Annotated in this window: 20 protein-coding genes and 1 tRNA gene; 13 read left to right on the top strand and 8 right to left on the bottom strand. The window is 71.3% G+C overall.

Features of this window, described 5'->3' with window-relative positions:
* The first annotated feature begins 4 nt into the window (after positions 1-4).
* The 4 genes from ACIRB7_RS24620 (at position 5) to ACIRB7_RS24605 (ending at position 6,278) form a co-directional block, all read left to right on the top strand.
* Positions 5-1,129, top strand: a complete 1,125-nt coding sequence (locus tag ACIRB7_RS24620) for an LLM class flavin-dependent oxidoreductase (protein ID WP_403602508.1) — start codon at positions 5-7, stop codon at positions 1,127-1,129.
* A 133-nt stretch (positions 1,130-1,262) separates the two neighbouring features.
* Positions 1,263-3,002 (top strand): amidohydrolase family protein, encoded by a 1,740-nt coding sequence (locus ACIRB7_RS24615; protein WP_403602505.1) that lies wholly within the window; start codon positions 1,263-1,265, stop codon positions 3,000-3,002.
* Positions 2,999-4,450, top strand: a complete 1,452-nt coding sequence (locus ACIRB7_RS24610; protein WP_403602503.1) for an aldehyde dehydrogenase family protein — start codon at positions 2,999-3,001, stop codon at positions 4,448-4,450. The genes ACIRB7_RS24615 and ACIRB7_RS24610 overlap by 4 nt, the downstream gene beginning before the upstream one ends.
* Positions 4,451-4,712: 262 nt before the next feature.
* Positions 4,713-6,278 (top strand): APC family permease, encoded by a 1,566-nt coding sequence (locus ACIRB7_RS24605; protein ID WP_403602500.1) that lies wholly within the window; start codon positions 4,713-4,715, stop codon positions 6,276-6,278.
* A gap of 80 nt (positions 6,279-6,358) precedes the next feature.
* On the opposite strand, the gene ACIRB7_RS24600 is transcribed toward ACIRB7_RS24605, so the two are convergent.
* On the bottom strand, positions 6,359-7,111 hold the full coding sequence (locus ACIRB7_RS24600; protein WP_403602497.1) for a GNAT family N-acetyltransferase: 753 nt from the start codon (positions 7,109-7,111) through the stop codon (positions 6,359-6,361).
* Positions 7,112-7,218: 107 nt separating this feature from the next.
* Between ACIRB7_RS24600 and ACIRB7_RS24595 the strand changes: the two genes are divergently transcribed.
* The 6 genes from ACIRB7_RS24595 (at position 7,219) to ACIRB7_RS24570 (ending at position 13,306) form a co-directional block, all read left to right on the top strand.
* Positions 7,219-7,872 (top strand): hypothetical protein, encoded by a 654-nt coding sequence (locus ACIRB7_RS24595; RefSeq protein WP_403602495.1) that lies wholly within the window; start codon positions 7,219-7,221, stop codon positions 7,870-7,872.
* Between the two features lie 96 nt (positions 7,873-7,968).
* Positions 7,969-8,799 carry an LLM class F420-dependent oxidoreductase gene (locus ACIRB7_RS24590; RefSeq protein ID WP_403602492.1) on the top strand — a complete coding sequence of 277 codons (831 nt, stop codon included), beginning with the start codon at positions 7,969-7,971 and terminating at the stop codon, positions 8,797-8,799.
* Positions 8,800-8,839: 40 nt separating this feature from the next.
* Positions 8,840-9,301: a prevent-host-death family protein gene (locus ACIRB7_RS24585; protein WP_403602490.1), complete on the top strand. Its 462-nt coding sequence runs from the start codon at positions 8,840-8,842 to the stop codon at positions 9,299-9,301.
* Positions 9,298-9,429 (top strand): hypothetical protein, encoded by a 132-nt coding sequence (locus tag ACIRB7_RS24580; protein ID WP_403602487.1) that lies wholly within the window; start codon positions 9,298-9,300, stop codon positions 9,427-9,429. The genes ACIRB7_RS24585 and ACIRB7_RS24580 overlap by 4 nt, the downstream gene beginning before the upstream one ends.
* A 58-nt stretch (positions 9,430-9,487) precedes the next feature.
* Positions 9,488-12,112, top strand: coding sequence for a bifunctional FO biosynthesis protein CofGH (locus tag ACIRB7_RS24575; RefSeq protein WP_403602484.1), 2,625 nt, complete (start codon positions 9,488-9,490; stop codon positions 12,110-12,112).
* Between the two features lie 75 nt (positions 12,113-12,187).
* Positions 12,188-13,306 (top strand): ADP-ribosylglycohydrolase family protein, encoded by a 1,119-nt coding sequence (locus ACIRB7_RS24570; RefSeq protein ID WP_403602481.1) that lies wholly within the window; start codon positions 12,188-12,190, stop codon positions 13,304-13,306.
* Between the two features lie 27 nt (positions 13,307-13,333).
* On the opposite strand, the gene ACIRB7_RS24565 is transcribed toward ACIRB7_RS24570, so the two are convergent.
* Positions 13,334-14,905 carry a sodium:solute symporter family protein gene (locus ACIRB7_RS24565; RefSeq protein ID WP_403602479.1) on the bottom strand — a complete coding sequence of 524 codons (1,572 nt, stop codon included), beginning with the start codon at positions 14,903-14,905 and terminating at the stop codon, positions 13,334-13,336.
* Positions 14,906-15,091: 186 nt separating this feature from the next.
* A complete protein-coding gene (locus ACIRB7_RS24560) occupies positions 15,092-15,874 on the bottom strand; it encodes an SDR family oxidoreductase (protein WP_403602476.1) in 783 nt (260 codons plus the stop codon).
* Between the two features lie 83 nt (positions 15,875-15,957).
* Here ACIRB7_RS24560 and ACIRB7_RS24555 point away from each other — a divergent pair, with 83 nt between their 5' ends.
* On the top strand, positions 15,958-16,797 hold the full coding sequence (locus tag ACIRB7_RS24555; RefSeq protein WP_403602474.1) for a hypothetical protein: 840 nt from the start codon (positions 15,958-15,960) through the stop codon (positions 16,795-16,797).
* A 131-nt stretch (positions 16,798-16,928) separates the two neighbouring features.
* On the opposite strand, the gene ACIRB7_RS24550 is transcribed toward ACIRB7_RS24555, so the two are convergent.
* From ACIRB7_RS24550 to ACIRB7_RS24540, 3 genes are all read right to left on the bottom strand, one after another.
* Positions 16,929-17,129 (bottom strand): DUF397 domain-containing protein, encoded by a 201-nt coding sequence (locus tag ACIRB7_RS24550; protein ID WP_403602471.1) that lies wholly within the window; start codon positions 17,127-17,129, stop codon positions 16,929-16,931.
* 182 nt (positions 17,130-17,311) lie between these two features.
* Positions 17,312-18,172 (bottom strand): helix-turn-helix transcriptional regulator, encoded by an 861-nt coding sequence (locus tag ACIRB7_RS24545; protein ID WP_351216571.1) that lies wholly within the window; start codon positions 18,170-18,172, stop codon positions 17,312-17,314.
* 197 nt (positions 18,173-18,369) lie between these two features.
* The gene (locus ACIRB7_RS24540; protein WP_403602468.1) at positions 18,370-19,068 is read right to left on the bottom strand and encodes a GPP34 family phosphoprotein; all 699 of its coding nucleotides are present in this window, start codon (positions 19,066-19,068) and stop codon (positions 18,370-18,372) included.
* A 195-nt stretch (positions 19,069-19,263) separates the two neighbouring features.
* Between ACIRB7_RS24540 and ACIRB7_RS24535 the strand changes: the two genes are divergently transcribed.
* Both ACIRB7_RS24535 and ACIRB7_RS24530 read left to right on the top strand, forming a co-directional pair.
* Positions 19,264-21,549: a D-alanyl-D-alanine carboxypeptidase gene (locus tag ACIRB7_RS24535; protein WP_403602741.1), complete on the top strand. Its 2,286-nt coding sequence runs from the start codon at positions 19,264-19,266 to the stop codon at positions 21,547-21,549.
* A gap of 551 nt (positions 21,550-22,100) precedes the next feature.
* Complete coding sequence (locus ACIRB7_RS24530; RefSeq protein WP_403602739.1) at positions 22,101-23,786, top strand: MFS transporter; 1,686 nt, start codon at positions 22,101-22,103, stop codon at positions 23,784-23,786.
* A 16-nt stretch (positions 23,787-23,802) separates the two neighbouring features.
* On the opposite strand, the gene ACIRB7_RS24525 is transcribed toward ACIRB7_RS24530, so the two are convergent.
* Complete coding sequence (locus tag ACIRB7_RS24525; protein ID WP_403602466.1) at positions 23,803-24,243, bottom strand: hypothetical protein; 441 nt, start codon at positions 24,241-24,243, stop codon at positions 23,803-23,805.
* Positions 24,244-24,357: 114 nt separating this feature from the next.
* Positions 24,358-24,430: transfer RNA gene (locus ACIRB7_RS24520), tRNA-Arg, on the bottom strand.
* Positions 24,431-24,474 lie beyond the last annotated feature (44 nt).

The raw sequence follows: 24,474 nt of genomic DNA, 5'->3' as shown, positions 1-24,474 counted from the left end.
CCCCTTGGAATTCGGGATCTTCGTACAGGGATACGTCGGCAAGCGCGCCGAGACCGATCCCGAAGCCGAGCACAAGGCCCTCATGGAGGAGACCGAGTACGTCATCCAGGCGGACAGGTCCGGCTTCAAGTACGCCTGGGCCTCGGAGCACCACTTCCTGGAGGAGTACTCCCACCTCTCCGCCAACGACGTCTACCTCGGCTACCTCGCCCACGCGACGGAGCGGATCCACCTCGGCTCCGGGATCTTCAACCCGCTCGCCCCGGTCAACCACCCGGTCAAGGTCGCCGAGAAGGTCGCGATGCTCGACCACCTGTCCGGCGGGCGCTTCGAGTTCGGGTCCGGGCGCGGTGCCGGCTCCCACGAGATCCTCGGGTTCATGCCGGGCGTCACCGACATGAACTTCACGAAGGAGCTGTGGGAGGAGACGATCGCCGAGTTCCCCAAGATGTGGCTCCAGGACGAGTACGTCGGCTTCCAGGGCAAGCACTGGTCGCTGCCGCCGCGCAAGGTCCTCCCCAAGCCGTACGGGAAGTCGCACCCGGCGATGTGGTACGCGGCCGGGTCCCCCTCCTCGTACGCGATGGCGGGGAAGAAGGGGCTCGGGGTCCTCGGCTTCAGCGTGCAGAAGGTCTCCGACATGGAGTGGGTCGTCGAGTCGTACAAGACGGCGATCAAGGAGGCGCGGGCGGTCGGTGACTTCGTCAACGACAACGTCATGGTGACGTCGACGGCGATCTGCGCGGAGACGCACGAGAAGGCGGTGGAGATCGCGGTGGGCGGCGGGCTCAACTACCTGCAGTCGCTGCTCTTCCGCTACCACGACACGTTCCCCCGGCCCGAGGGCGTGCCCGAGTGGCCGGAGCTGCTGCCCGAGTACTCGGCCGAGATCATCGAACTCCTCATCCAGGAGGAGCTGATGATCTGCGGCGATCCGTCGGAGGTGCTCGCCCAGTGCAAGCGGTGGGAGCAGGCGGGGGCGGATCAGCTGTCCTTCGGACTTCCGATCGGGATCTCGTACGAGGACACGATGAACTCGATCAGGCTGATCGGTGAGCACGTGATCCCGAAGATCGACACGGACCCTGTCCACCGCACGACCCGCTTCCGGCAGGCCGCGGGTTCCTGACGGGGGCGCCCCGGCATCCGAAGCGCGGGGTGGCGTCTTCCCGGACCGTCGCCCCGTATCCGCCCCGGCCGGAGGCCCCCGCGGCGGCCCCGGTCCGGGGCGCACCCGTGTCCACGTCCAGAGAGGGAACGTCATGCTCGATCACCTGATCAAGGGCGCCACCGTCGTGGACGGCACCGGCGCCCCCGGCTTCCCCGCCGACGTCGGCATACGCGACGGACGCATCGCTCTCGTCGCCGAACCCGGCACCGCGACCGAGCCCGCCCGTACCACCCAGGACGCCACCGGCCTCGTCCTCGCCCCCGGCTTCGTCGACCCCCACACCCACTACGACGCCCAGCTGTTCTGGGACCCGTACGCCACCCCCTCCATGAACCACGGCGTCACCACCGTCGTCGGCGGCAACTGCGGTTTCACCCTCGCCCCGCTCCACCCGGACCGGCCCGAGGACGCCGACTACACCCGTCGCATGATGTCCAAGGTCGAGGGCATGGCACTCACGGCCCTGGAGGAGGGCGTCGACTGGAGCTGGTCGTCCTTCGCCGAGTACCTCGACGCCCTCGACGGGCGGATCGCCGTCAACGCCGGCTTCATGGTCGGCCACTGCGCCCTCCGCCGGTACGTGATGGGCGCCGACGCCGTCGGCGGCCGGCCCACCCCCGAGCAGCTGAGGCAGATGGTGGACCTGCTCAAGGGGGCCATGGAAGCGGGCGCCTGGGGGCTCTCCACCACCCAGTCCTCCACCCACTCCGACGGCGACGGCGCCCCCGTCGCCTCCCGGCACGCCACCCCCGCCGAGCTGATCGCCCTCTCCACGGCCGTCGGCGAACACGAGGGCACCCAGATCGAGGCGATCCTGGCCGGCTGCCTCGACCAGTTCTCGGACGACGAGATCGACCTGTTCGTGGAGATGAGCGCCGCCGCCGGGCGACCCCTCAACTGGAACGTCCTCACCATCGACGCCGCCGTCCCCGAACGCGTCCCGCGCCAGCTCACCGCCTCCGAGCGGACCCGTAAGTCCGGCGGCCGGATCGTCGCCCTCACCATGCCGATCCTCACCCCCATGAACATGTCCCTCGGCACGTTCTGCGCCCTCAACCTCATCCCGGGGTGGGGCGAGATCCTCGGACTCCCCCTCCCCGAGCGGCTCGCGCAGCTCCGCGACCCCGACGTACGGGCGCAGATGCTGCGGCGCGCCGACTCGAAGGAGGCCGGGGTCTTCCGGCGCCTCGCGCACTTCGGCCGGTACGTCATCGGTGACACGTACAGCCGCGAGAACGAGGGCCTCACCGGCCGCGTCGTCGACGACATCGCGGCCGAACGCGGCCAGGACCCCTTCCAGTGCCTCGTCGAGATCTGCGCCAACGACGACCTCAGGACCGTCCTGTGGCCGATGCCCAGCGACAACGACCCGGCCTCCTGGGCCCTGCGCCGCGAGACCTGGGACCACGAGGACGTCCTGCTCGGCGGCTCCGACGCGGGCGCCCACCTGGACCGGATGTGCGGCGCCCCGTACACGACCCGGTTCCTCGGGGACTGTCTGCGAGGCCGCGGGCTGGTCCCCCTGGAGCGGGCCGTGCAGATGCTGACCGACGACCCGGCCCGGCTCTTCGGCCTCCGCGAGCGCGGCCGGATCGAGGAGGGCTTCCACGCCGACCTGGTCCTCTTCGACCCGGAGCGGATCGACGCCGGCCCGGCGACCCTCGTGCACGACCTGCCGGGGGACAGCCCGCGCCTCGACTCGCGGGCGGTCGGGATCGTGTCGGTGCGGGTCAACGGCGTGGAGACGGTACGGGACGACGAGGTGACCGGCGCGATCCCCGGAAAGGTCCTGCGCTCCGGCCGCGACACGAGGACGGTGGCGACCAGGTGAACCAGCAGCTCTTCATCGGCGGCGAGTGGGTCGAGCCCGACGGCGGTCACTACGAGGTGATCGACCCGGCCACCGAGGAGGTCGTCGGCCTCGCCCCGGAGGCGAGCAGACACCAGGTGTACGAGGCCGCCGCCGCCGCCCGCGAGGCCTTCGCCTCCTGGTCCCGTACGCGGCCGGAGGAGCGGGCGGCGATCCTCGACCGGGCCGCCGACCTCATGGCCAGGGACGCCGAGGAGAACGTCCCGCTCGCACGCGCCGAGACCGGGGCCACCACCGCCACCGCGCGCGGCATGCAGGTCGCCGTCGGCGCCGCCCGCTTCCGGCGGTACGCGCGCGGGGCCATGGAGCCGGTCGAGCAGGCGCTGCCCCCGCAGATCAACGAGGCGGGCCCGATGGGCAGGGCCGGGGTGTTCGGCGCGGTGGCGGTACGGCGCCCGGTCGGCGTCGTCACCTGCATCACCTCGTACAACAACCCCTGGGCCAACCCGGCCGGCAAGATCGCCCCGGCCCTCGCCATGGGCAACACGGTCCTCGTGAAGCCCGCCCCGCAGGACCCGCTCTCCGTGTACGCGATGACCCGCGCCCTGGAGGAGGCCGGCGTCCCGCCGGGTGTCGTCAACGTCGTCACCGGCTCCTCGGTGGAGGCCGGGCAGGCGGCCGTGGACTCCCCGGACGTCGACATGGTCTCGTTCACCGGCTCCACGGCGGTCGGGCAGGCGATCGGCGAGGTCTGCGGCCGCGAGCTCAAGCGGCAGCTGATGGAGCTGGGCGGCAAGGGCGCCGCGCTCGTCCTCGACGACGCGGACCTGGACGCGGCGGTCATGGGGATCGGGACGACGTTCTCCTTCTACAGCGGGCAGATCTGCACCGCCCCGACCCGGGTGCTCGCCCAGCGCGGGATCTACGAGCGGCTGGTCGAGAAGCTGACCGGGTACATGGCCTTCATGAAGGTGGGGGATCCGGCGGCGAAGGGCACGGTGGTCGGGCCTGTGATCTCGGCGGCCCACCGCGACCGGGTGGAGTCGTACGTCGAGCTCGGCCGTAAGGAGGGGGCGCGGGTCGTGGCGGGCGGCGAGCGCCCGGACCTCGCCAAGGGCTTCTACGTGGCGCCGACGCTGCTCGCCGACTGCACCCCCGAGATGCGGGTGGTCCGGGAGGAGATCTTCGGTCCGGTCGTCGTGGTCGTCCCCTTCGACGACGAGGAGGAGGGGATCGCGCTCGCCAACGACAGCGACTACGGGCTCATCGACTACGTGTGGTCGGGCGACGTGGCCCGCGCCTTCCGGATCGCGGCCCGGCTGCGGGCCGGCGGGGTGGGGGTGAACACGATCGGACGGAACATGGAGGCGCCGTTCGGCGGATTCAAGCGGAGCGGGGTCGGGCGGGACGTGGGCTCGTACGCGCTGCACGCGTACAGCGAGCTGCAGGCCCTGGTGTGGCCGGGCTGAGCCCGGGTCGAGGGCGTCCGTACGACCTCCGCGAAAATTCCTCGGGAAAATTTAGAAACGGACATTCCGGGCCCAGCTGCGGTTCCCGCATATCGGACGAGGAGTCGATCGACCTACCGGTTGGTCGACCCCTCGTGGTCGTCGATCTTTCAATCATTGGCACGTGTCCCGCTTCCGCCTCTCAAAGCAAGGCGGAGAAGCGGCGAGTCTTGCGGAGTCAAGACCTCCGGATGTGGAAACCGCAGCACTTAACGTCCTGTTCATGACTCAGGTGGAAGCACGGCCTCAGGCCGGAGACACGGTAAGGGGCGTCAACGCCCCGGGTGACAGCCACGGCGTTCGCACCAAGGGCCTCGGAGGAAACTCCGTCGGCCTCCTCGGCAGTGCCGTCATCGGCATCTCGACGGTCGCCCCCGTCTACTGTCTGACCTCGACGCTCGGCTCCACGGCCGGCGAGGTCGGCCTCCAGATGCCGGCCATCTTCCTCGCGGGCTTCCTCCCGATGCTCCTCGTCGCCTTCGCGTACCGGGAGCTCAACAGGGTCATGCCCGACTGCGGCACCTCCTTCACGTGGACCGTGAAGGCCTTCGGCCCCAAGATCGGCTGGATGTGCGGCTGGGGCCTCGTCATCGCGACGATCATCGTGCTCTCCAACCTCGCCGGCGTCGCGACCTCCTACTTCTGGCTCCTCGCGGGTGAGATCAGCGGCAGTGAGTCCATCGCCGCCCTGGACGAGAACAAGGCCGTCCACATCCTCACCTGCCTCACGCTCATCGCCGTCGCCACCGCGATCAGCTACCGGGGCATGACCGCCACCAAGGGCGTCCAGTACGCCCTCGTCGGCCTCCAGCTCGTCGTCCTCGTGGTCTTCGTGGCCATGGCCCTTTCGAAGGCCGGCGACTTCGAGACCTCGGTCTCCTTCTCCTGGTCCTGGATGAACCCCTTCGCGGTCCAGTCCTTCGCCGCCTTCACCGCCGGGCTCTCCCTCTCGATCTTCATGTACTGGGGCTGGGACGCCTGCATGGCGACCAACGAGGAGACCACCGGCAGCGCGAAGACCCCCGGCCGCGCCGCGCTCATCGCGATGGTCGTCCTGGTCGCCTCCTACCTGGCCACCGGCATCGCCGCGCAGATGGTCGTCGGCTCCGGCGAGGAGGGCCTCGGCCTCGCCAACCCGGAGACCTCCGACAACGTCTTCGCCGCGCTCGCCGGCCCCGTCATGGGCCCCGCGCTCGGCATCCTGCTCTTCGTCGCGGTCCTGGCCTCGGCCGCCGCCAGCCTCCAGACCACGTTCATCCCGGTCGCCCGTACGGTGCTCGCGATGTCGACGTACGAGGCGCTGCCGAAGTCCTTCACCAAGGTCCACCCGGTCTTCAAGACCCCCGGCAAGGCCACGATCGTGGCCGGCGTCGCCACGGGCGTCTTCTACACCGTGATGACCCTGCTCAGCGAGAACGTCCTGGTCGACACGATCTACGCGCTCGGCCTGATGATCTGCTTCTACTACGCGCTCACGGCCTTCGCCTGCGTCTGGTACTTCCGCGGCGAGCTCTTCCGCTCCGGCCGGAACTTCGCCTACAAGGGCCTCATGCCGCTGCTCGGCGGCCTGATGCTGACCGCCGTCTTCGGCAAGACGCTGTACGACATGTGGGACCCGGCGTACGGCTCCGGCTCCGCGGTCCTCGGTGTCGGCTCGGTCTTCGTGATCGGGGTCGGGCTGCTGCTCCTCGGCGTGGTGATCATGCTGGTCATGCAGCGCAGGAGCCCCGCCTTCTTCCGGGGCGAGGTCCTGACGAAGGAGACGCCGTCGCTGGTGGTGGCCGACTGACGGTCGTGCGCTCCTGAGTCATACGAACGCGAAGGTGGCGGGCCCGTGGGGGGCCCGCCACCTTCGTTTTTGTCGTACGCCTACGCCCCCGCCTCCGCCTCCGCGATGAGCGCCGTCGCGACCGTACGGAAGCCGAGCCGGCCGTACAGCCGGGCCACGGCCGCGTCCGACGCCGACAGGAACACGAGCTCCGCCCCGTGGGCGCGGGCGTCCGCGACAAGGGCGGCCGTCACCGCGAGGCCGAGACCCCGCCGCCGGGCCGCCGGGACCGTACCGACGCCGACGACCTCGGAGACGGGCCCGACGGGCTGGTGCTGGCCGGCCGAGAGCGCGCCTCCCGCGCCGTCGAGGGCCGCCGCGAGCCGGGTCCACCCGGCCTCGATCCTGGCGCCGGTCCGTGCCGCGGTGCCGGGCTCGGGGGCGGCGCCGAAGGCGGCGAACGGGGCCGCGACGGCGCTCTCCAGGGCGGGGTCGTCCGCGCCGACCATCCGGACGGTGACGTCCTCCGGCTCCGGTACGGCGAGCCCGTCGCCGTCCAGGACCATCAGCGGGTGTTCGTGCACGGTGAGCCCGCTCGCCTCCACGGCCGCCCGCAGCCCCGGAGTCGTCTCCGCGACCCACTCGAAGGCCTCGGGCACGCCGAGCTCCCGCTGCCGGGCCCTCACCTCGTCCACGGCCTCGACCGGGATGTCACCGGTGGTCCCGAGGGCTGGGCGGGCGTAGAAGGGCCAGCCCGGGCCCTCCCGTACGAAAAGGGTCAGCGGCCCGAAGTCCTCGGCTCGGGCGGAGGAGCGGGGGACGGCGTCGTAGTACGTCTCGATCTGCTTCAGCACCGGGCAACGGTAGAGGGCGGGGAGCGGCGGCGCAGGTGTATTTCCCGGACGGGAAGGAACCGCGGGTGGCATGATCCCGTCACTTCTGTCGACTGGGGGAGCCGATGATGAGCAGGACACACACGTGCCCGGGCTGCGGGCGCGACGACCGGGTGCAGGCCGTGCCGGCCGTGTACCTCGCGGGCCGGGACGCGGTCACCAGCCGCGAGCGGGACTCGGACGGCGACATGCGGACCGTGACACGGACGGCGACCACGGGGCTCTCGGACGCGCTCGCACCCGTGCCGCAGCGGCCGAGCTACGCCATCGGCTGCCTCGGCTACCTCGCCGCGGCCGTCTCCTTCGGCACCTTCCTGGGCGGGGCCCTGGCCGGTAAGTGGTTCCGGGACGAGCCCGCGCACGAGCCGCCCGAGCTGAGCGGCTGGCACATGCCGCAGGACCACCCCGCCGATCCTCCGCCGGCCTTCGAGTTCCTCGGCTGGATCTCGGCGTTCGCGCTGCTCGCCGCCGTCCTGGTGTTCACCATGCTGCTGCGCCGCCGGACCGCCTTCGCCCGCGTGACGCGCAGGCGCCACGTCGCCGAGGAACTCTGGTCGCACGGCTGGTACTGCCACCGCTGCGGCACCGTCCACTTCGAGGGCGTGCCCGGCGAGGACCGGACCCCGCTCACCTTCCAGCGCTTCCGCGAGAAGGTCTGGGAGCACGGCGGGTACGGAGATCTGGCGGCGGAGCAGCGGGCGGTGGACCCGGGCCGTTCCTGACGGACACGGCCCGTCCGTACTCCCCGGCACATCCTGCCGGGCGCCGCCCGTGCCGTACCCCTCGGAAAACCGTGCCGCACGGCCTACCGTGCCGCTATGCGGATCTCGACCACGATCTTCCTGACCGACGAGACCATCACCCCGGTGCGGCTCGCGCGCGAGCTGGAGCAGCGCGGCTTCGCCGGGCTCTACCTCCCCGAGCACACCCACATCCCCGTCGAACGGGCCACGCCCTACCCGGCGGGCGGCGAGCTGCCCCGGGAGTACGGGCGCACCCTGGACCCGTTCGTGGCGCTCGGGCAGGCCGCCGCCGTCACCGAGCGGCTCGGGCTCGGGACGGGGATCACCCTGCTCGCCCAGCACGACCCGATCGCCCTCGCCAAGCAGATCGCCACGCTCGACCACCTCTCCGGGGGCCGCTTCACCCTCGGCGTCGGCTACGGCTGGAACCGCGAGGAGGCCGCCGACCACGGTGTCGACTGGTCCACCCGCCGGGACCTGACCGGCGACCGCCTGGACCTGATGCGGGCGCTGTGGGCGCCGGAGCCGACGGCGTACGAGGGCGGGTTCGGCCACTCGGTACGCGCGTCCGAGGCCTGGCCCAAGCCGGCCGGAGGGGCGCCCCGCATCCTCCTGGGCGGGGCGGCGGGGCCGAAGCTGTTCGCGGAGATCGCCGCGCGGACCGACGGCTGGATGCCGATCGGAGGCCGGGGCCTGACGGAGTCGCTCCCGGTCCTGCGGGAGGTCTGGGAGCGCGCGGGCCGCGACCCGAAGGCCCTCCAGGTCGTCCCGTACGCGGTGCTGCCGAACCCCGGGAAGCTCGCCCGCTACGAGGAACTGGGCTGCGAGGAGGTCGTCCTCCAGCTGCCGCCGGGGGGTGAGACGGAGGTGCTGGGGGTGCTGGACGCGTTCGCACGGTACCTGTGAGCGATGGACTTCGGAACACGTTCCGAAGTACCGTCGGTCCATGCTGACCCCCACCGTCTCCTTCTCCGAGCTCTCCAAGAACTCGAAGCGGGTCGCCGAGAGGCTCGACAGCGAGTACCGCCTGCTCGTCACGCGCCGCGACGGGCAGGATCTCTACCTCACGACCGCCGCCTACGACCAGGACCGGGAGGAGACGGCCGACGTCACAGCCCGTCTCCTCGCCGCTCTCCTCGCCGCCGACGACGGCGCGCGCGTGATAGGGCGCGCCCTTCCCTCGGTCTTCCCCTGGGTGCGGCATCTGTCCGCCGACGAACTCAGGGAGTTCGCCCAGGACCTGCTGGACGCGACGCACGACGCCGCACAACTGGACGTCCACGCCCCCCTCCACCGCACGATCGTGGAGTGGCGCGCGACGGCGCGCGTCCTCGCCGACCCGGGTCTCACGGCCCAGCTCACCCGCCCCCTCCCCGACGAGGACCACGGAGAGGTGACGGCCCCGTGACGCCGAAGCGCGGGGACGACGTCGCCCCGCCACCGGTCGGTGGTCGCGTGCGGTATCTCGTCGACGAGCCGCGCAGGACGGTGCACCTGGTGTACGCCGCGCCCCGGCATCCCAAGGACACCGACTGACCGGCCTTCCCGCGCGGACCCGGGCCCTCCCCGCCGTACCCGCTCGTATGCTCGGTCCATGACGGATCACCAGGCAGCGCGACCCACCGAGAACGCCATGCGCCGTGCCCTCAAGCGGGCCAGGGACGGGGTGGCGCTCGATGTCACCGAGGCCACCGTGCTGTTGTGGGCGCGGGGGGACGACCTGGCTGATCTGGTCGCCTCCGCCGGGCGGGTGCGGGACGCCGGGCTCGACGCCGCCGGGCGGCCGGGGGTCATCACGTACTCGAAGAGCGTGTTCATACCGCTCACCCGACTCTGCCGGGACAAGTGCCACTACTGCACCTTCGTCACCGTCCCCGGCAAGCTCCGCCGCGACGGCCACGGGATGTTCATGTCGCCGGACGAGGTCCTCGACATCGCCCGGCGCGGCGCCGAACTCGGCTGCAAGGAAGCCCTCATCACCCTCGGCGACAAGCCGGAGGACCGGTGGCCCGAGGCCCGCGAGTGGCTCGACGCGCACGGCTACGACGACACCATCGCGTACGTACGCGCCATGGCGATCCGCATCCTGGAGGAGACCGGGCTCCTCCCGCACCTCAACCCGGGCGTCCTGTCCTGGACCGACTTCCAGCGCCTCAAGCCGGTCGCGCCCTCCATGGGGATGATGCTGGAGACCACCGCGACCCGCCTCTGGTCCGAACCCGGCGGCCCCCACTACGGGTCCCCCGACAAGGAACCGGCCGTCCGGCTCAGGGTCCTGGAGGACGCCGGACGGTCCTCCGTCCCCTTCACCTCGGGGCTGCTCCTCGGCATCGGGGAGACCCTGGAGGAGCGGGCCGAGTCCCTCTTCGCGCTGCGCCGGGTGTCGAGGGCGTACCACTCGATCCAGGAGCTGATCATCCAGAACTTCCGCGCCAAGCCGGACACGGCCATGCGCGGAACACCCGACGCCGAACTCGACGACCTCGTCGCCACCGTCGCCGTCGCCCGTCTCATCCTGGGCCCCTCCGCCTGCCTCCAGGCCCCGCCGAACCTCGTCGACTCCGCGTACGAGCGGCTGATCGCCGCCGGTATCGACGACTGGGGCGGTGTCTCCCCGCTCACCATCGACCACGTCAACCCCGAGCGGCCCTGGCCGCAGATCGAGGAGCTGGCCGCCCGTTCCGCCGCCGCCGGGTTCGAGCTGCGCGAACGTCTCTGCGTCTACCCCGAGTTCGTCACCCGGGGCGAACCCTGGCTCGACCCCCGACTCCTCCCGCACGTCCGCGCCCTCGCCGACCCCGAGACCGGCCTCGCGAACCCCGACGCGCCCGTGCGCGGCCTGCCCTGGCAGGAGCCCGACGAGGCGTTCACCGCCGCCGGCCGGACCGACCTGCACCGCACCATCGACACCACGGGCCGCACCCACGACCGGCGCGACGACTTCGACGAGGTGTACGGCGACTGGGAGGCGCTGCGCGAGGCCGCCGCGCCCGGAATGGTCCCCGAGCGGGTCGACGCCGACGTCCGCGAGGCGCTGAGCACGGCCGCCGACGACCCGACGAAGCTCACCGACGCCCAGGCGCTCGCCCTGCTCCACGCCGAAGGACCGGCCCTCGACGCGCTCACCCGCATCGCGGACGACGTCCGCCGTGACGTGGTCGGCGACGACGTCACGTACATCGTCACGAGGAACATCAACTTCACCAACGTCTGCTACACCGGCTGCCGTTTCTGCGCCTTCGCCCAGCGCCGCACGGACGCCGACGCGTACACGCTCTCGCTCGACCAGGTCGCGGACCGCGCCCAGCAGGCCTGGGAGGTCGGCGCCGTCGAGGTCTGCATGCAGGGCGGCATCCACCCCGACCTGCCCGGCACCGCGTACTTCGACATCGCCCGCGCGGTGAAGGAACGGGTCCCCGGCATGCACGTGCACGCCTTCTCCCCGATGGAGGTCGTGAACGGCGCGACCCGCACCGGCCTCTCCATCCGCGAGTGGCTGACGGCCGCGAAGGAGGCCGGGCTCGACTCGATCCCCGGCACGGCCGCCGAGATCCTCGACGACGAGGTCCGCTGGGTCCTCACCAAGGGCAAGCTGCCGACGGCGACGTGGATCGAGGTCATCACCACGGCCCACGAGCTGGGCATCCGCTCGTCCTCCACGATGATGTACGGGCACGTGGACCAGCCCCGGCACTGGCTCGGCCACTTCCGCACCCTGGCCCGCATCCAGCAACAGACCGGCGGGTTCACCGAGTTCGTGACGCTCCCCTTCATCCACACCAACGCGCCCGTCTACCTCGCGGGCATCGCACGCCCCGGCCCGACCGCCCGCGACAACCGCGCGGTCATCGCCATGGCCCGCCTGCTCCTCCACCCCCACATCCCCAACATCCAGACCAGCTGGGTCAAGCTGGGCACGGAGGGCGCCGCCGAGATGCTCCGCTCGGGCGCCAACGACCTCGGCGGCACGCTCATGGAGGAGACCATCTCCCGCATGGCCGGGTCGAGTTACGGCTCGTACCGTTCGATCCGCGACCTGGAGGCCATCGCGGAGGCAGCGGGCCGCCCGGCAAAACCCCGCACGACCCTGTACGGCGAGGTCCCCGAGGAACGGCAGCACACCGCCCGCGCCTCCGACGGCCACCTTCCCGAACTGCTGCCGGTGATCGAGGGTGGCGAGCCCGGTCAAAAGCGGCCTGAAGGGCGTCGGATCACATAACGTTCCGGCCCCCGAACGGACGTACCCGGTCGATTACAGTGCTGCGCAGACCGGTCTACGGGGGGAGGGCACGACGTGGCCACGACAGCCGCGGCCGTGTGGGGCCGCGCCGAACAGCAGGACTTCCGCGCCCGCGTACGGGGCTGTCTGCTCGGCGGAGCCCTCGGCGACGCGCTGGGGGCGGGCGTCGACGGGCTCACCCTCGCCGCGATCCAGGACGCCCACGGACCTGACGGACTCACGGAGCCCGCGCCCGCGTTCGGCCGCCCGGGCGCCGTCACCGCCGCCACCCAGATGGGCCTGTTCACCGTCGACGGCCTGATCCGCGCCCAGGTCCGGCGCGACACCGGCGTCTGGCACCCGCCCACCGACGTCCACCGGGCGCACCTCCGCTGGGCCGCCACCCAGCGCGACTGGGGCCCCGACGAGCGCCGCAAGGACAACGGCTGGCTCGCCCGCGAGGAGTGGCTCTACGCCCGCCGCAACCCGCCCCGCGCCTGCCTCACCGGCCTCGGCGACGAACATCTGGGCACCCTCGACAAGCCCAAGAACCCGCAGGCCACCGACTCCGGCGCCGTCGTCCGCTCGGCCCCCTTCGGGCTGCTCGTCGGCTGGGAGCCGCAGCTCGTCTGCCAGCTCGCCGTGGAGTGCGCGGTGCAGACCCACGGCGCCCCCGCCGCCGGCCTCGCGGCGGGCGCCTTCGCGGTCACCGTCCACGGTCTCGCGCGCGGCGGCTCCGTGGAGGCGGCCGTGGACCGGGCCGTGGAGCTGCTGGCGGCGCGCCCCGGCCACGAGCCGGTCACCGAGGCGCTCGGCCGCGCCCTGGGAGCCGTACGGGAAGGAGCGCCGACCCCGGAGCGGGTGGCGGCCCTCGGCGCGGACGAGGACCGGGCCGAGGGGCAGCTGGCGGCGGCCGTCTACTGCGCCCTGGTCGGCGAGGACGTACGGCACGGGCTGCGGCTCGCCGTGAACCACGACGGGCCCTCGGCGGCGACGGGGGCGCTCACCGGCGCCCTGCTCGGCGCCCTGCACGGCGAGACGGCCCTCCCGCCGGCCTGGCTGGCCGAACTGGAGGGCCGTGCGACGGTCCTGGAGCTCGCGGACGACTTCGCGATGGAGATGACGCAGGGCCCGGCCCTGCACAGCCCGACGGGCGCCTCCCCGGGCTGGCTGGCGCGCTACCCGCGGGGCTGACGGGCCGCGGTCGGCCCGGTCTGCGCGCTACCCGCGGGGCTGACCGCTCCGCTCGGGGCCGCCCTGCGTGGGCACGGTGGCGACGCCGGTCCCGTCACCGTGACCGTCCTCGTCCCCGTCCGGGTCGGTGCCGATGCGGTGCAGGAGCGCGTCCCGCTCCGGGGTGTCCTCGGGCCGGACGAAGCCGATGAGGACGTACAGGACGAGCGAGGTGGCGAGCGGCGAGACGATCTGGATCTGGAGCTCGACGCCGTCGAGGCCGTAGTTGGTGAACCAGAAGACGAAGAGCCCGGCCGCCCAGGAGACGAGCGCGGCCGTCGGCCCCGACTTCCGGAAGGCCTTCAGCAGACCCAGCATGAACGGGATGGCGATCGGGCCCATCAGACCGGCCACCCACTTGATGACGACGGTGATGATGTCCTTGAAGGTGGGGGAGTTGACCTGGGTGGCGACCGCCATCGACAGGGCGAGGAAGGCGATCGTCGACCAGCGCGCCGCGAGCAGCCCGGCCTGCTGCGTCCAGCTCCGCGCGGCCTTGCTGAGGACGGGCGCGATGTCCCGGGTGAAGACGGCGGCGATCGCGTTGGCGTCGGAGGAGCACATGGCCATGGTGTGCGAGAAGAAGCCGACGACGACCAGGCCGAGCAGTCCGTGCGGCAGCAGCTGCTCGGTCATCAGGGCGTAGCTGTCGGAGGCGTCGGGCTTCTTCGGGTCGACGAGCAGCGGCGCGACCCACATGGGGAAGAAGAGGACGAGCGGCCACACGAACCACAGCGCGGCGGAGAGCCGGCCGGAGCGGGTGGCCGCGCGGGCGTTGGGGGTGGCCATGTAGCGCTGGGCCTGGTTCCACATGCCGCCGCTGTACTCGAAGGTCTTGATGAAGAGGTACGCGAGAAGGAACGTCATCGTGTACGGGCCGGCCGTCGGCGCGGTGTGGCCCTGGAGCTCGGGCCGGTCCCACACGGTCCACAGGGCGCTGAAGCCGCCGAGCTTCGCCATGACGGCGACGAGCATGGCGATTCCGGCGAAGAACTGGATGACGAACTGGCCGAGTTCGGTGAGGGCGTCGGCCCAGAGCCCGCCGACCGTGCAGTAGATGCCGGTGACGACGCCGGTGATGAGGATGCCCTGGTTGAGGGAGATGCCGGTGAAGACGGAGAGCAGGGTGGCGATGGCGGCCCACTTGGCGCCGACGTCGACGATCTTCAGGAGGACGCCGGACCAGGCGAGGGCCTGCTGGGTGGGGAGGTTGTAGCGGTCCTTGAGGTATTCGAGCGGGGAGGAGACCCGGAGCCGGGAGCGCAGCCGGTTGAGGCGGGGCGCGAAGAGGTTCGCGCCGATCGCGATGCCGATGGCGATGGGGAAGGACCAGGTGACGTAGGAGGTGACGCCGTAGGTGTAGGCGATGCCCGCGTACCCGGTGAACATCACGGCGCTGTAGCCCGACATGTGGTGCGAGATGCCGGAGAGCCACCAGGGCATCCGGCCGCCGGCGGTGAAGAAGTCGGAGACGGTGTCCACCCGCTTGTGGGACCAGACGCCGATCGCGACCATCACGCCGAAATAGCCGATGAGCACGGCCCAGTCGAGACTGTTCATGAAGCCCCCTCCAGGGGTCTGGTCCGCCTTGTGGACGCCCTTGTGAACGCCGTTCATGGTGTGGCGTGTTGTCCGGCGGGGACAATGCAATGGAGGGTCAAGGGACAGTAAAATCGTTCTACTTACTGACCCTTGTTCATGTCTATGAACTTGTCTCTGTGGTCCGGAGCCCTCTCCGGGGCAGGCTCACCGCATCAGCTCACCCGCGTTGACCAGCAACGACTGCCCCGTGATCGCCCGCGCCCGGTCCGAGGCGAGGAAGACCGCCGCCTCCGCCACGTCCCCGTCCGTCGCGAGCTCCGGCAGCGCCATCCGCTCGGTCAGCCGGGCGAGCACCTCCGCCTCCGGCACGCCCTCGCCGTGCGCGGCGAACCGGACGTACGCCTGTACCGGCGGCCCCCACATCCAGCCCGGCAGCACCGTGTTGACCCGGATCCGGTACGGCCCGAGTTCGTGCGCGAGCGAGTACATGGCCGAGGTGAGCGCCCCCTTCGACGCCGCGTACGCCGCCTGCCGCACCTGCGAGGGCGCGGCCACCGCCGACTGCGTACCGATCAGGACCACCGAACCACCGCGCTCCCTGAGCGCCGGCAGGCAGGCCCGGGTCATCCGCAGCGTGCCGAGCAGATTGACGTCCAGGACCTGCTGCCAGGTCGCGAAGTCGGCGTCCTCCAGGCCGCCGAAGTAGGAGTCCAGGGCGGCGACGTGGACCACCGCGTCGATGCCGCCGAAGCGTGCGACGGCGAGAGTGGCGAGGGCCTCGCACTGCTCCTCGTCGGTGATGTCGGTGACCCGGTACGCGGTGCGGCGCCCCTCCGGGTCGATCTCGGCGGCGGACTTGGCGAGATTGGCCTCGGTGCGCGCCCCGAGCACCGCGTTGCCCCCGTCCCGTACCACCGTCTCGGCGATCCGGCGCCCGAGCCCGGCACCGACGCCCGACACGACGACCGTCTTCCCCTGAAGCAGCATCCGGACCCTCCTCGACCCTGGCCAAAGTATCTGACGGTCCGTCAGAGTAGGTGCCCGTCACCGACTAGGGAAGGGGTACGGGAGTGAGCGAGGAGACGTCCAGTGACACTGCCATGTACGCGGAACTGGCGGCCGTCGGCCCGTACGGGGTCCGGCCCGGCCATGCGCTGATCACCATGGTCGAGCCGCACCCGGGCCACGAGTACGCGTACAACCGTTGGTACGAGGACGACCACTACTACGCCGGCGCCATGGCCATGCCCTGGATGTACGCGGGCCGGCGCTGGGTCGCCACCCGGGAGCTCCAGGAGCTGCGGCGGCCGGAGAAGTCCGCGGTGGCCCAGCCGGTCACGGCGGGCTGCTACCTCTCCACGTACTGGATCACCGAAGGCCGCTACGACGAGCACATGAAGTGGACCGTCGGCATCAACAAACGGCTCAACCGCGACGCCCGCGTCCACCAGGAGCGGACGCACGTCTTCACCGCGTTCCAGGACCACGAGGCGACCGTGTACCGCGACGGCGCGGCCGGCCCGCGCGACTTCCACGCCCTCGACCACCCCTACGCCGGGCTGATCCTCCAGGTCGTCGACGCCGAGGGCCCGGAGGAACGGGCGGCGCTGCTCGACCGGCTGCGGACCCGGGAGCTGCCCCGGCGGCTCGCCGGCTCACCCGCGGCGATGGTCACGGTCTTCCGGCCGACCCCGCTGCCCGGCGACCGCATGACGTACGTGAAGCAGGTCGAGGGCGTCGACACCCGGCTGACACTGCTCTGGTTCCTGGAGCGCGACCCCCGGGAGTGCTGGACGGAGCACTTCGCGGACCTGGAGTCGCTGGGGGGCTCCGGCGGCCGGGTCGAGCTGGTGGCGCCGTTCATCCCGACGGTGCCGGGGACGGACCGGTACGTGGACGAGCTGCGCTGATCCGGATGCGGGCGTACGGGTAGTCGTACCGGAAGTCGTCCGGGCAAAGACCGAGCCCCCTCGGCCAGGACGGCGGACCGGACGAGAGGGCTCTTCGGGTACTGCTGGTGGGGGCGGGTGCGCATCGGGGCTCAGAGGGCCCCGTTGCTCACCTCGCCGACGAACGCGTTCCACGATCCCGGACCGAAGGAGAGGGACGGGCCCTCCGGGGACTTGGAGTCCCGCACCGCGATCGCGGCCACGAGGGGGGACTTCACTTCGACGCAGGCTCCGTTCCCGCCCGAGTACGAAGACTTGGTCCACATGTCCGTTGCACCCTGGATGATCGCCATTACGCTCAACTCCGGTTCTGCGTGTGGGGTGTGTCGCACCGACCTTCTTGGCGGCGTGATCGACGCTACTGGTCGGTCCCCGTCGACGGGACCGGCGTTCACACGTCCGAGTGGCATATTCCAACTCGGCTTCCGTGGGAGCGATCACGAGGTGTACGGTGCCTGCCCCGGCCGGGCCGGAGTCAGCCCCGAGCGTGCTTCTTGGCCATCTCGGAGATGAAGTCGCGGGTCTGCTCGACGTTCAGCGCCTGCGCCCTGAGGTGCTCGTACATGACGCTGTACTTGCCGACGTCCTGCGCCTTCTCCAGGTACAGATCGCTCGTCACACCCTCGATGTAGACGACGCTGGAGTCCGAGGTGTCGGGGAACTCCAGGATCGAGTACTGGCCGCTGATCCCCGGATGCGCACCCATCTCGAACGGGATCACCTGCACGGTGACATGCGGCAGATGCGACTGCTCGAGCAGGTGCTCCAGCTGCTCCACCATCAGCTGCCGGCTGCCGACGATCCGGTGCAGCGCACCCTCGTCGATGACCGCCCACAACCGCAGCGGACGCTCCTCGTCCCGGATGCGCTCCTGGCGGCGGGTACGGACCGTGACCCGCTTCTCGATGTCCGCGGGCGTCGACTCCGGCAGCGCGCCGGAGATCACGGCCTCCGCGTAGGAGTGGGTCTGGAGCAGCCCGGGGATGATCTGCGGCTCGTACATCCGCAGGCTCTCCGCGTCCGTCTCCAGACCGATGTAGACGCTGTACGGGATGTCGCCGAAGGCGTGCCACCAGCCCTGCTGGCGCGAGTCCTTGGCCATCTGCATGAGCGAGTCGACCATGCGCTCGTCCTCGACCTCGTACACGCCGCACAGGTCACGGACATCACGCTGGCTGATGGAGCGACGGCCGTTCTCGAGGCGGCTGATCTTGGACTGGGAGACGAGAAGACGCTCGGCGACCTGCTCGGCCGTCATGTTCTTCGCTTCCCGGAGCTTTCGCAGCTCCTGGCCCAATCGGCGTCGCCTGACGGTGGGGTTGACGTTGGACGCCACGGAAACTGCACCTCCGGCTCTCTGCTGCGTAGCTGTGAGTATCTACCGCTTGGCAGACTGCCACCAAAGGCCAGGTGTGCGCTGGAAAATGACCACAACGTATGCGCGGAGGCCGCACGTGTGCGGGGCGGTCGTCCTGACCGCCCCGCCCACCTGTGCGGCTCCCGGGCTGGTACCTCGGAGTCCTCGGAGTCGTCCTAGTGCGCCGCTGCGCGGGCCATGTTGCCGCGTGGCTGCGCCGGGACACCCGGGGCGCTCCGGCGCGGCTGGGCCGCCGCGCCGTTCTGGACGTCCATCACGGCGTGCGCCACGAGTCCGCCCATGGGGTCGTGCCGGATCAGATCGCGCAGCCGGGACCGCGACGACCGTCCTTCGTTACCGGGGTAGAGGTGCTTCCCGAGACCGACCGCGTGGGCCAGCGCGGCAAGCGCCGCGGTCCGCGGGTCCGGCGGTACGCCGGTGCGGATCGCACTGTCCAGCCGGGAACGGATCTCCCGACTGATCGCCGTGTCCGTCGCCTGGTAGCGAGTCGTCGGCAACACCCCGCACATCTGGCCCTCCACGGCATGCACCATGCCGCATCGCTCCAGATGCGAGAGATACGTCTGGCGGAGCCCCAGTCGGGGCCCGCCGATCCAGTGGACGGCCCGGACCGGACTGCCACGCCTGCGCAGCAGTTCCAGTGCGGAGTCCAAGGTCGGATCTCCGGTCGGCCGTGGCATCACCACGGCGATACGATCCCCGTCAGGGGCTATCCGGCCTGCCAATGCCAGCTCCACTAGCTGTGCACCGGCCAGGCCGAGGTCGAGCGACTGCGGCTGCGCTGTGGTACCCGTGGTCGGGTCCAGAGCGAGCAACAGAAGCTCTTCCGGAATACTTCTGCGGCTCCTGCCCATCCATGCCTCCCCGCGTGGATGAATGACAGGGTGACCCCTCTCACATTCATCTGTCGAGAGTGCCTGGGTGGTTCATCCGGGAACCAGTAGGTATGTCGTTCTCGTCTAGCACGGGGGCCAAGGGGTTCACACAGGACACTGGTACGCGGACCGGTACACGGCCCGTACGTACGCATGACGCATGGAGGAGGCACGGTGGCGGGCGAGTCCCCCGACAGGGCGGAGCAGCAGGGGCCGTCGCAGGAGACGGCGGCCTCGAGCGGCGGCGGCCGGGATCCTCGGCTTTCCGTGCTCCGTGAGTCAGACGCCTCGTCGTCGGGTTCGGCTTCGGCTTCGGGTTCGGGTTCGGGTTCGTCGTCGGCTTCGGGTACGACGTCGGGCTCGGCTTCGTCGGTTCAGGTCGACCAGCCGACGGCCGTCTTCAAGAACCTGGCGCCGAGGACCCCGGAGGACGACGCGCCGGCGGCCGTGGAGCCGGAGAGCGAGCGCTTGAAGGCGGCGGTGGCGGCGTGGGTCGCGACGGCGGAGGAGCCGGAGGACGCGGGCGCGGACGCGGACGAGTCTGAGCCGTCGGAGTCGGGGTCGGGGTCGGAGTCGGTTGAGGCCGAGGCCGAGCCGGCGGATGACGAGCCGGCGGATGCGGAGTCGGCGGATGCGGCGCCGACGGATGCCGAGTCGGCGGCTGCGGCGCCGGCGGGCGACGAGCCCGAGGGCGATGAGCCGGGCGCCGAGTCCTGGTTCGCGGCGCGGAAGCCGGGGGCGGACGAGAAGCCCTCGGGGCCGACCGCGCCCGAGCCCGCGTCCGGCCCGCAGGACGCGAGCGACGCCGAGGACGCCGCGCACACCGAGGATGCCGAAGACGGGGAGCCGGAGCCGGAACCCGAGCCCGCCGACCAGCCGACGACCATGTTCCGGGCCGTCCGCCCGCCCGTGGCGCCCGCCGTGGACCAGCCGACGACCGCGCTGAAGCTTCCGTCCTCCCTGGGCGCGGACTCCGACAGCGAGCGCACCAGCACCTTCGTACCGCTGCGTGCGGACATCCCGGCCGAGCAGAAGGCCGAGAAGGCGCAGGAGGTCCCCACGCCCACCCCCGTACCGGCACCGGCCCCGTCCCGGGCCCAGGCGCCTGCCCCGGCCCCGGCCCCGGCCCCCGCTCTCGCGGAGGCGGAGCGGACGCGGCAGCAGCCGTTGCCGCCGCTGCCCCCGCTCGACCTGCTCGCCGAGCTGACGAACACCCCGCCGCCGCCTCCGACCCCGCTGCGGACGACCATGCGCAGGGTCCGGATCTGGACGCCGCTCGTCCTCCTCCTGTTGATCGTCTTTGCGATCGTGCAGATGGTCCGCCCGCTGCCCGCGCCCGTGCTCACCCTCTCCGCCGCGCCGACCTTCACCTTCGAGGGCGGTGAGCTGAAGATGCCGTGGCCCACCGAGGGACAGGGCGCCGTCGAGGTCGAGGGCGTCGGATCCATGGGCACGTACGGGGCGCAGAAGCCGGCCCCGATCGCGAGCGTCACGAAGACGATGACGGCGTACGTGATCCTGCGCGACCACCCGCTCAAGGGGAAGCAGAAGGGCCCCGAGATCACCATCGACAAGAAGGCCGCCGATCAGGGCAAGGCGGAGCACGAGTCGACGGCGGCGGTCCAGGAGGGGCAGACGTACTCGGAGAAGGAGCTGCTCCAGCTCCTCATGATCCCGTCCGCGAACAACGTGGCCCGGCTCCTCGCCCGCTGGGACGCGGGCTCGGAGGCCGCGTTCGTCGCGAAGATGAACGCCGCCGCCAAGGACCTGGGCATGACCCAGTCCACGTACACGGACCCGTCGGGCCTCCTCGACAGCACCATGTCGACCCCGCAGGACCAGCTGAAGCTGGCGAAGGCGGTCATGCAGTACGACGTGTTCCGGGAGATCGTGAACATGCCGAACCTGACCGTCGACGGCATCCCCGGCCAGATCGAGAACAACAACAACATCCTCCTGAAGCCGGGGGTGAGCGGCATCAAGACCGGCTCCTCCACCCCGGCCGGCGGCAATCTGCTCTGGTCGGCCAACACCGTCATCGACGGCAAGGTGCGGCGCGTCCTCGGCATCGTGATGGGGGCCAAGGACGCCGATCAGCTCGGCGAGAAGCTCCAGCTCTCCATCGACTACAGCTACGAGCTGATCAAGCAGGCCCAGAAGGACGTCACGTCGGCCGCCGTGGTCCGCAAGGGCCAGGTCCTCGGGTACGTCGACGACGGCCTCGGCGGCCGGACGCCGGTCGTGGCCACCAAGGAGCTCAAGGCGATCGGCTGGCCGGGACTCCAGGTGAAGCTGGAGCTCACCGACGGCGGCAAGGCCGTCCCGCACGCCGGCAAGGCGGGGGACGTGGTCGGCCAGGTGTCGATCGGCACGGGCGCCGGGAAGGTCAGCGCGCCGGTCGCCCTCCGGACGGATCTGGTGGAGCCCGGCTTCGACAAGAAGCTGAGCCGCGTGGGCTGAGAAGCACTCGCCTGGCTGAGAAGCCACCCGCTTGGCTGGGCGCCCCGGTTCTCCGGGGCGCCCGGCTGTTAGCGTCTTCGGGGGACGAGTAGCACGCGTGACACACGTGAGAAGTGAGACGGGCAGCACGGGAAAGGGCCGTAGTGACCACCGCCGAGCCGACACGCGCCGACCGCGCCGACCGCGCTGATCGCGCAGAGTCAGGACCCGACCGTGACTCCGACTCCCAGCCCCACCCGGACCCCCCTCTCGACTCCCACTCCCAGTCCCACCCGGACTGCCCTCTCGCCCCCCACCCCTACCCGGACTCCCCTCTCGACTCCCGCTCCTGCCCCCCTACCCCCCTCGACCGCGCAGAAGCCGGCCCCGACCATGCATCCGACCACGTCTCCGACCCGGACACGGCCCCCGACGCGGGTCCGTCTTCGCACCCGCGAATAATGCTCCCGGCGCAGCGGAACACCCCGCCCTCCAAGGCCCCGACCCCGACCGCGACGCCCGCGCCGACGCCGACGCCCTCGGCCCCCCGGCGGAAGCGTCGCTACACGGTGATGGCGGCCACCGGCCTGGCGGCCGTGACCCACGTCCTCTGGTTCTTCTTCTTCGCGAACAGCGGCGGGGACCTGGCCGCGCAGGACGCGTGGGCGGAGTTCGTCGGCCGGCATCCGGCTTCCGCGTACAACCTGGCCTGGTACGGCGGGATGCACCCGGTCTCGTACAGCGTCGTGTCGCCGTATCTGATGTCGCTGCTCGGCGTGCGCAGCACGATGATGGTCGCCGGGACCCTGTCGGCCGCGCTGACCGCGCTGATCCTGGTGCGGGTGCCGGCGGTCCGTAATCCGCTGGCGTGCTCGGTGGCGGCCGTCTTCGCGTTCCTCTGCAACGCGCTGTCGGGGCGGGTGACCTTCGGCCTGGGCATGATGTTCGCGCTCGGCGCGGTCGCCGCCGTGTTCTGCTGGCCGCACCGCTGGCGCCGCAAGCGCTGGGCCAAGGCCGTGGTGGCCGCCCCGCTCGCCGGTCTCGCGACGGCGTGCAGCCCGGTCGCGGGGCTGTTCCTGGGGGTGGCGGCTGCGGCGCTCTTCCTGAACAAGCGGCGCCCCGGCGCGTACGCCCTCGGTCTGGCGCCGGTGGCCGTGGTCGCGCTCTCGTCCTGGCTCTTCCCCTTCTCCGGTACGCAGCCGATGGCCTTCGGCTCGACCGCGCTGCCCCTGGCCTTCGGGGTACTGATCTTCCTGCTCGTACCGAAGGACTGGCGGACGGTCCGTACCGCGGCGGCGGTCTACACGATCGGGACGCTCCTGACGTGGCTGATCGACTCGCAGATCGGCTCGAACATCTCGCGGCTCCCCATGCTCTTCGCCGGTGTGGTGCTGCTCGCCGCCCTGCCGTACACGGCGCCGCGCTCACGCCGCTGGTACGCGCTGCTGCTCGCCTTCGCCGGGCTGAACTTCTGGATCGGCTTCAAGGGCGTCGACGACGTGATCCGCACCGCCCCGGACGCCTCCTGGGCGCGGGAGCTGGCGCCGCTGATCAACCAGCTCCAGGTGCGGGGCGCGGGTAAGGCGCGGGTGGAGGTCGTACCGGCGTCCAGCCACCGCGAGTCCTCGGCGCTGAGCCCGTACATCAACCTGGCGCGGGGCTGGAACCGTCAGGCCGACATGGAGCGCAACCCGCTCTTCTACGACGACACCCTGAACGCCGTGAACTACGAGGAGTGGCTGGACCGCTGGGCCGTCCACTACGTGGTGCTGCCGACCGGCGCCCCCGACTCGGGCGCGGAGCAGGAGGCGGAACTGGTCGCCGAGGGCCTGCCGTACCTGGAGCAGGTGTGGTCGGACGAGAACTGGCGGCTGTACGAGGTCGAGAACCCGACGCCGCTCGCGGACCCGCCGGCCGAGGTGCGGAGCGCGGAGGAGAACGAGGTCGTGATCAGCGTCGACCGCCCCGGCCGGGTCCTGATCCGCGTCCCGTACTCGCCGTGGCTGGCTCTCGTGGACGAGAACGGCGGCAAGATCGAGGCGCCGCAGGAGACGGAGGCCTCGAAACTGGCCCGCGAGGAGTCCGAGACGGAACTCGTGAAGATCTTCGCGAACGAGAAGGGCTGCCTGTTCAAGGCGGAGGCGGACGCGGAGGGCGACGAGTGGACGGAACTGCTCGCCCCGAAGGCGGGCGTGTACCGCCTGGCGGCCCCGTACAAGTTGTCGCGGGGCACGCCGTGCCCGGAAGAACTCCGCTGACCACTGAGGGGGGCGGCTACGGCCGCCGATAACCGGCGAGCATCCGCCGCATGCCGAAGGCGTGCCCGCCACTGCTGATGACGAGGAGCCGATAGACCCGCCCCGCCGCCCCGGGAAAGGCGGCCCGGGTCTCGGCCCGCAACCGAGAGCGCCCGTCCGCCAGCTCGTCGACCCGGAAGACGAGACTGTAAGCGGCGGAGAACCGATGCCCGCCCTCCAGGGCCAGCTCTTTCCCCGGCACGACCCGGGCGACCCGGAACCCGGGAAACGCGGACCCGACGGCAAGCGGCCGAGGCCCACCCACCCCAAGAGGCTCAGCCCGCACAAGCCGCGCGTACCGCGCCCCAGCACCCCGCGAGAGCGACCGCTCCACCCGCACGAGAAGCCGCTGCCACAACTCCTCGGCCCCGACCTCCACGACGACGACGTGCTCGTCGACGAACGGCAGCGAACTCATGAAGTGATCACCCCCCGAAACTACCGCCACCCCCCACCCCCGACAAGCAACCCCGAACACAGAACAAGGGCCCTCCCGCCACAGCGAAAGGACCCTCACTCAACAACACTCCTGTGCCCCCGGCAGGATTCGAACCTGCGACACCCGCTTTAGGAGAGCGGTGCTCTATCCCCTGAGCTACGAAGGCGGGGATCTGTAGGAAAATGTGCAGGAAATTGCGGCGGAAGCCAC

This window comes from Streptomyces sp. NPDC093795, assembly GCF_044764665.1.
Lineage (GTDB): Bacteria > Actinomycetota > Actinomycetes > Streptomycetales > Streptomycetaceae > Streptomyces.
This window is presented reverse-complemented; position numbering and strand designations above follow the sequence as displayed.

Coding starts and splice junctions, on each gene's coding strand:
- ACIRB7_RS24615 (WP_403602505.1), top strand. CDS start 1,263: ATGCTCGATCACCTGATCAAGGGCGCCACCGTCGTGGACGGCACCGGC.
- ACIRB7_RS24605 (WP_403602500.1), top strand. CDS start 4,713: ATGACTCAGGTGGAAGCACGGCCTCAGGCCGGAGACACGGTAAGGGGC.
- ACIRB7_RS24595 (WP_403602495.1), top strand. CDS start 7,219: ATGAGCAGGACACACACGTGCCCGGGCTGCGGGCGCGACGACCGGGTG.
- ACIRB7_RS24590 (WP_403602492.1), top strand. CDS start 7,969: ATGCGGATCTCGACCACGATCTTCCTGACCGACGAGACCATCACCCCG.
- ACIRB7_RS24585 (WP_403602490.1), top strand. CDS start 8,840: ATGCTGACCCCCACCGTCTCCTTCTCCGAGCTCTCCAAGAACTCGAAG.
- ACIRB7_RS24575 (WP_403602484.1), top strand. CDS start 9,488: ATGACGGATCACCAGGCAGCGCGACCCACCGAGAACGCCATGCGCCGT.
- ACIRB7_RS24565 (WP_403602479.1), bottom strand. CDS start 14,905: ATGAACAGTCTCGACTGGGCCGTGCTCATCGGCTATTTCGGCGTGATG.
- ACIRB7_RS24560 (WP_403602476.1), bottom strand. CDS start 15,874: ATGCTGCTTCAGGGGAAGACGGTCGTCGTGTCGGGCGTCGGTGCCGGG.
- ACIRB7_RS24550 (WP_403602471.1), bottom strand. CDS start 17,129: ATGGCGATCATCCAGGGTGCAACGGACATGTGGACCAAGTCTTCGTAC.
- ACIRB7_RS24540 (WP_403602468.1), bottom strand. CDS start 19,068: ATGGGCAGGAGCCGCAGAAGTATTCCGGAAGAGCTTCTGTTGCTCGCT.
- ACIRB7_RS24530 (WP_403602739.1), top strand. CDS start 22,101: ATGGCGGCCACCGGCCTGGCGGCCGTGACCCACGTCCTCTGGTTCTTC.
- ACIRB7_RS24525 (WP_403602466.1), bottom strand. CDS start 24,243: ATGAGTTCGCTGCCGTTCGTCGACGAGCACGTCGTCGTCGTGGAGGTC.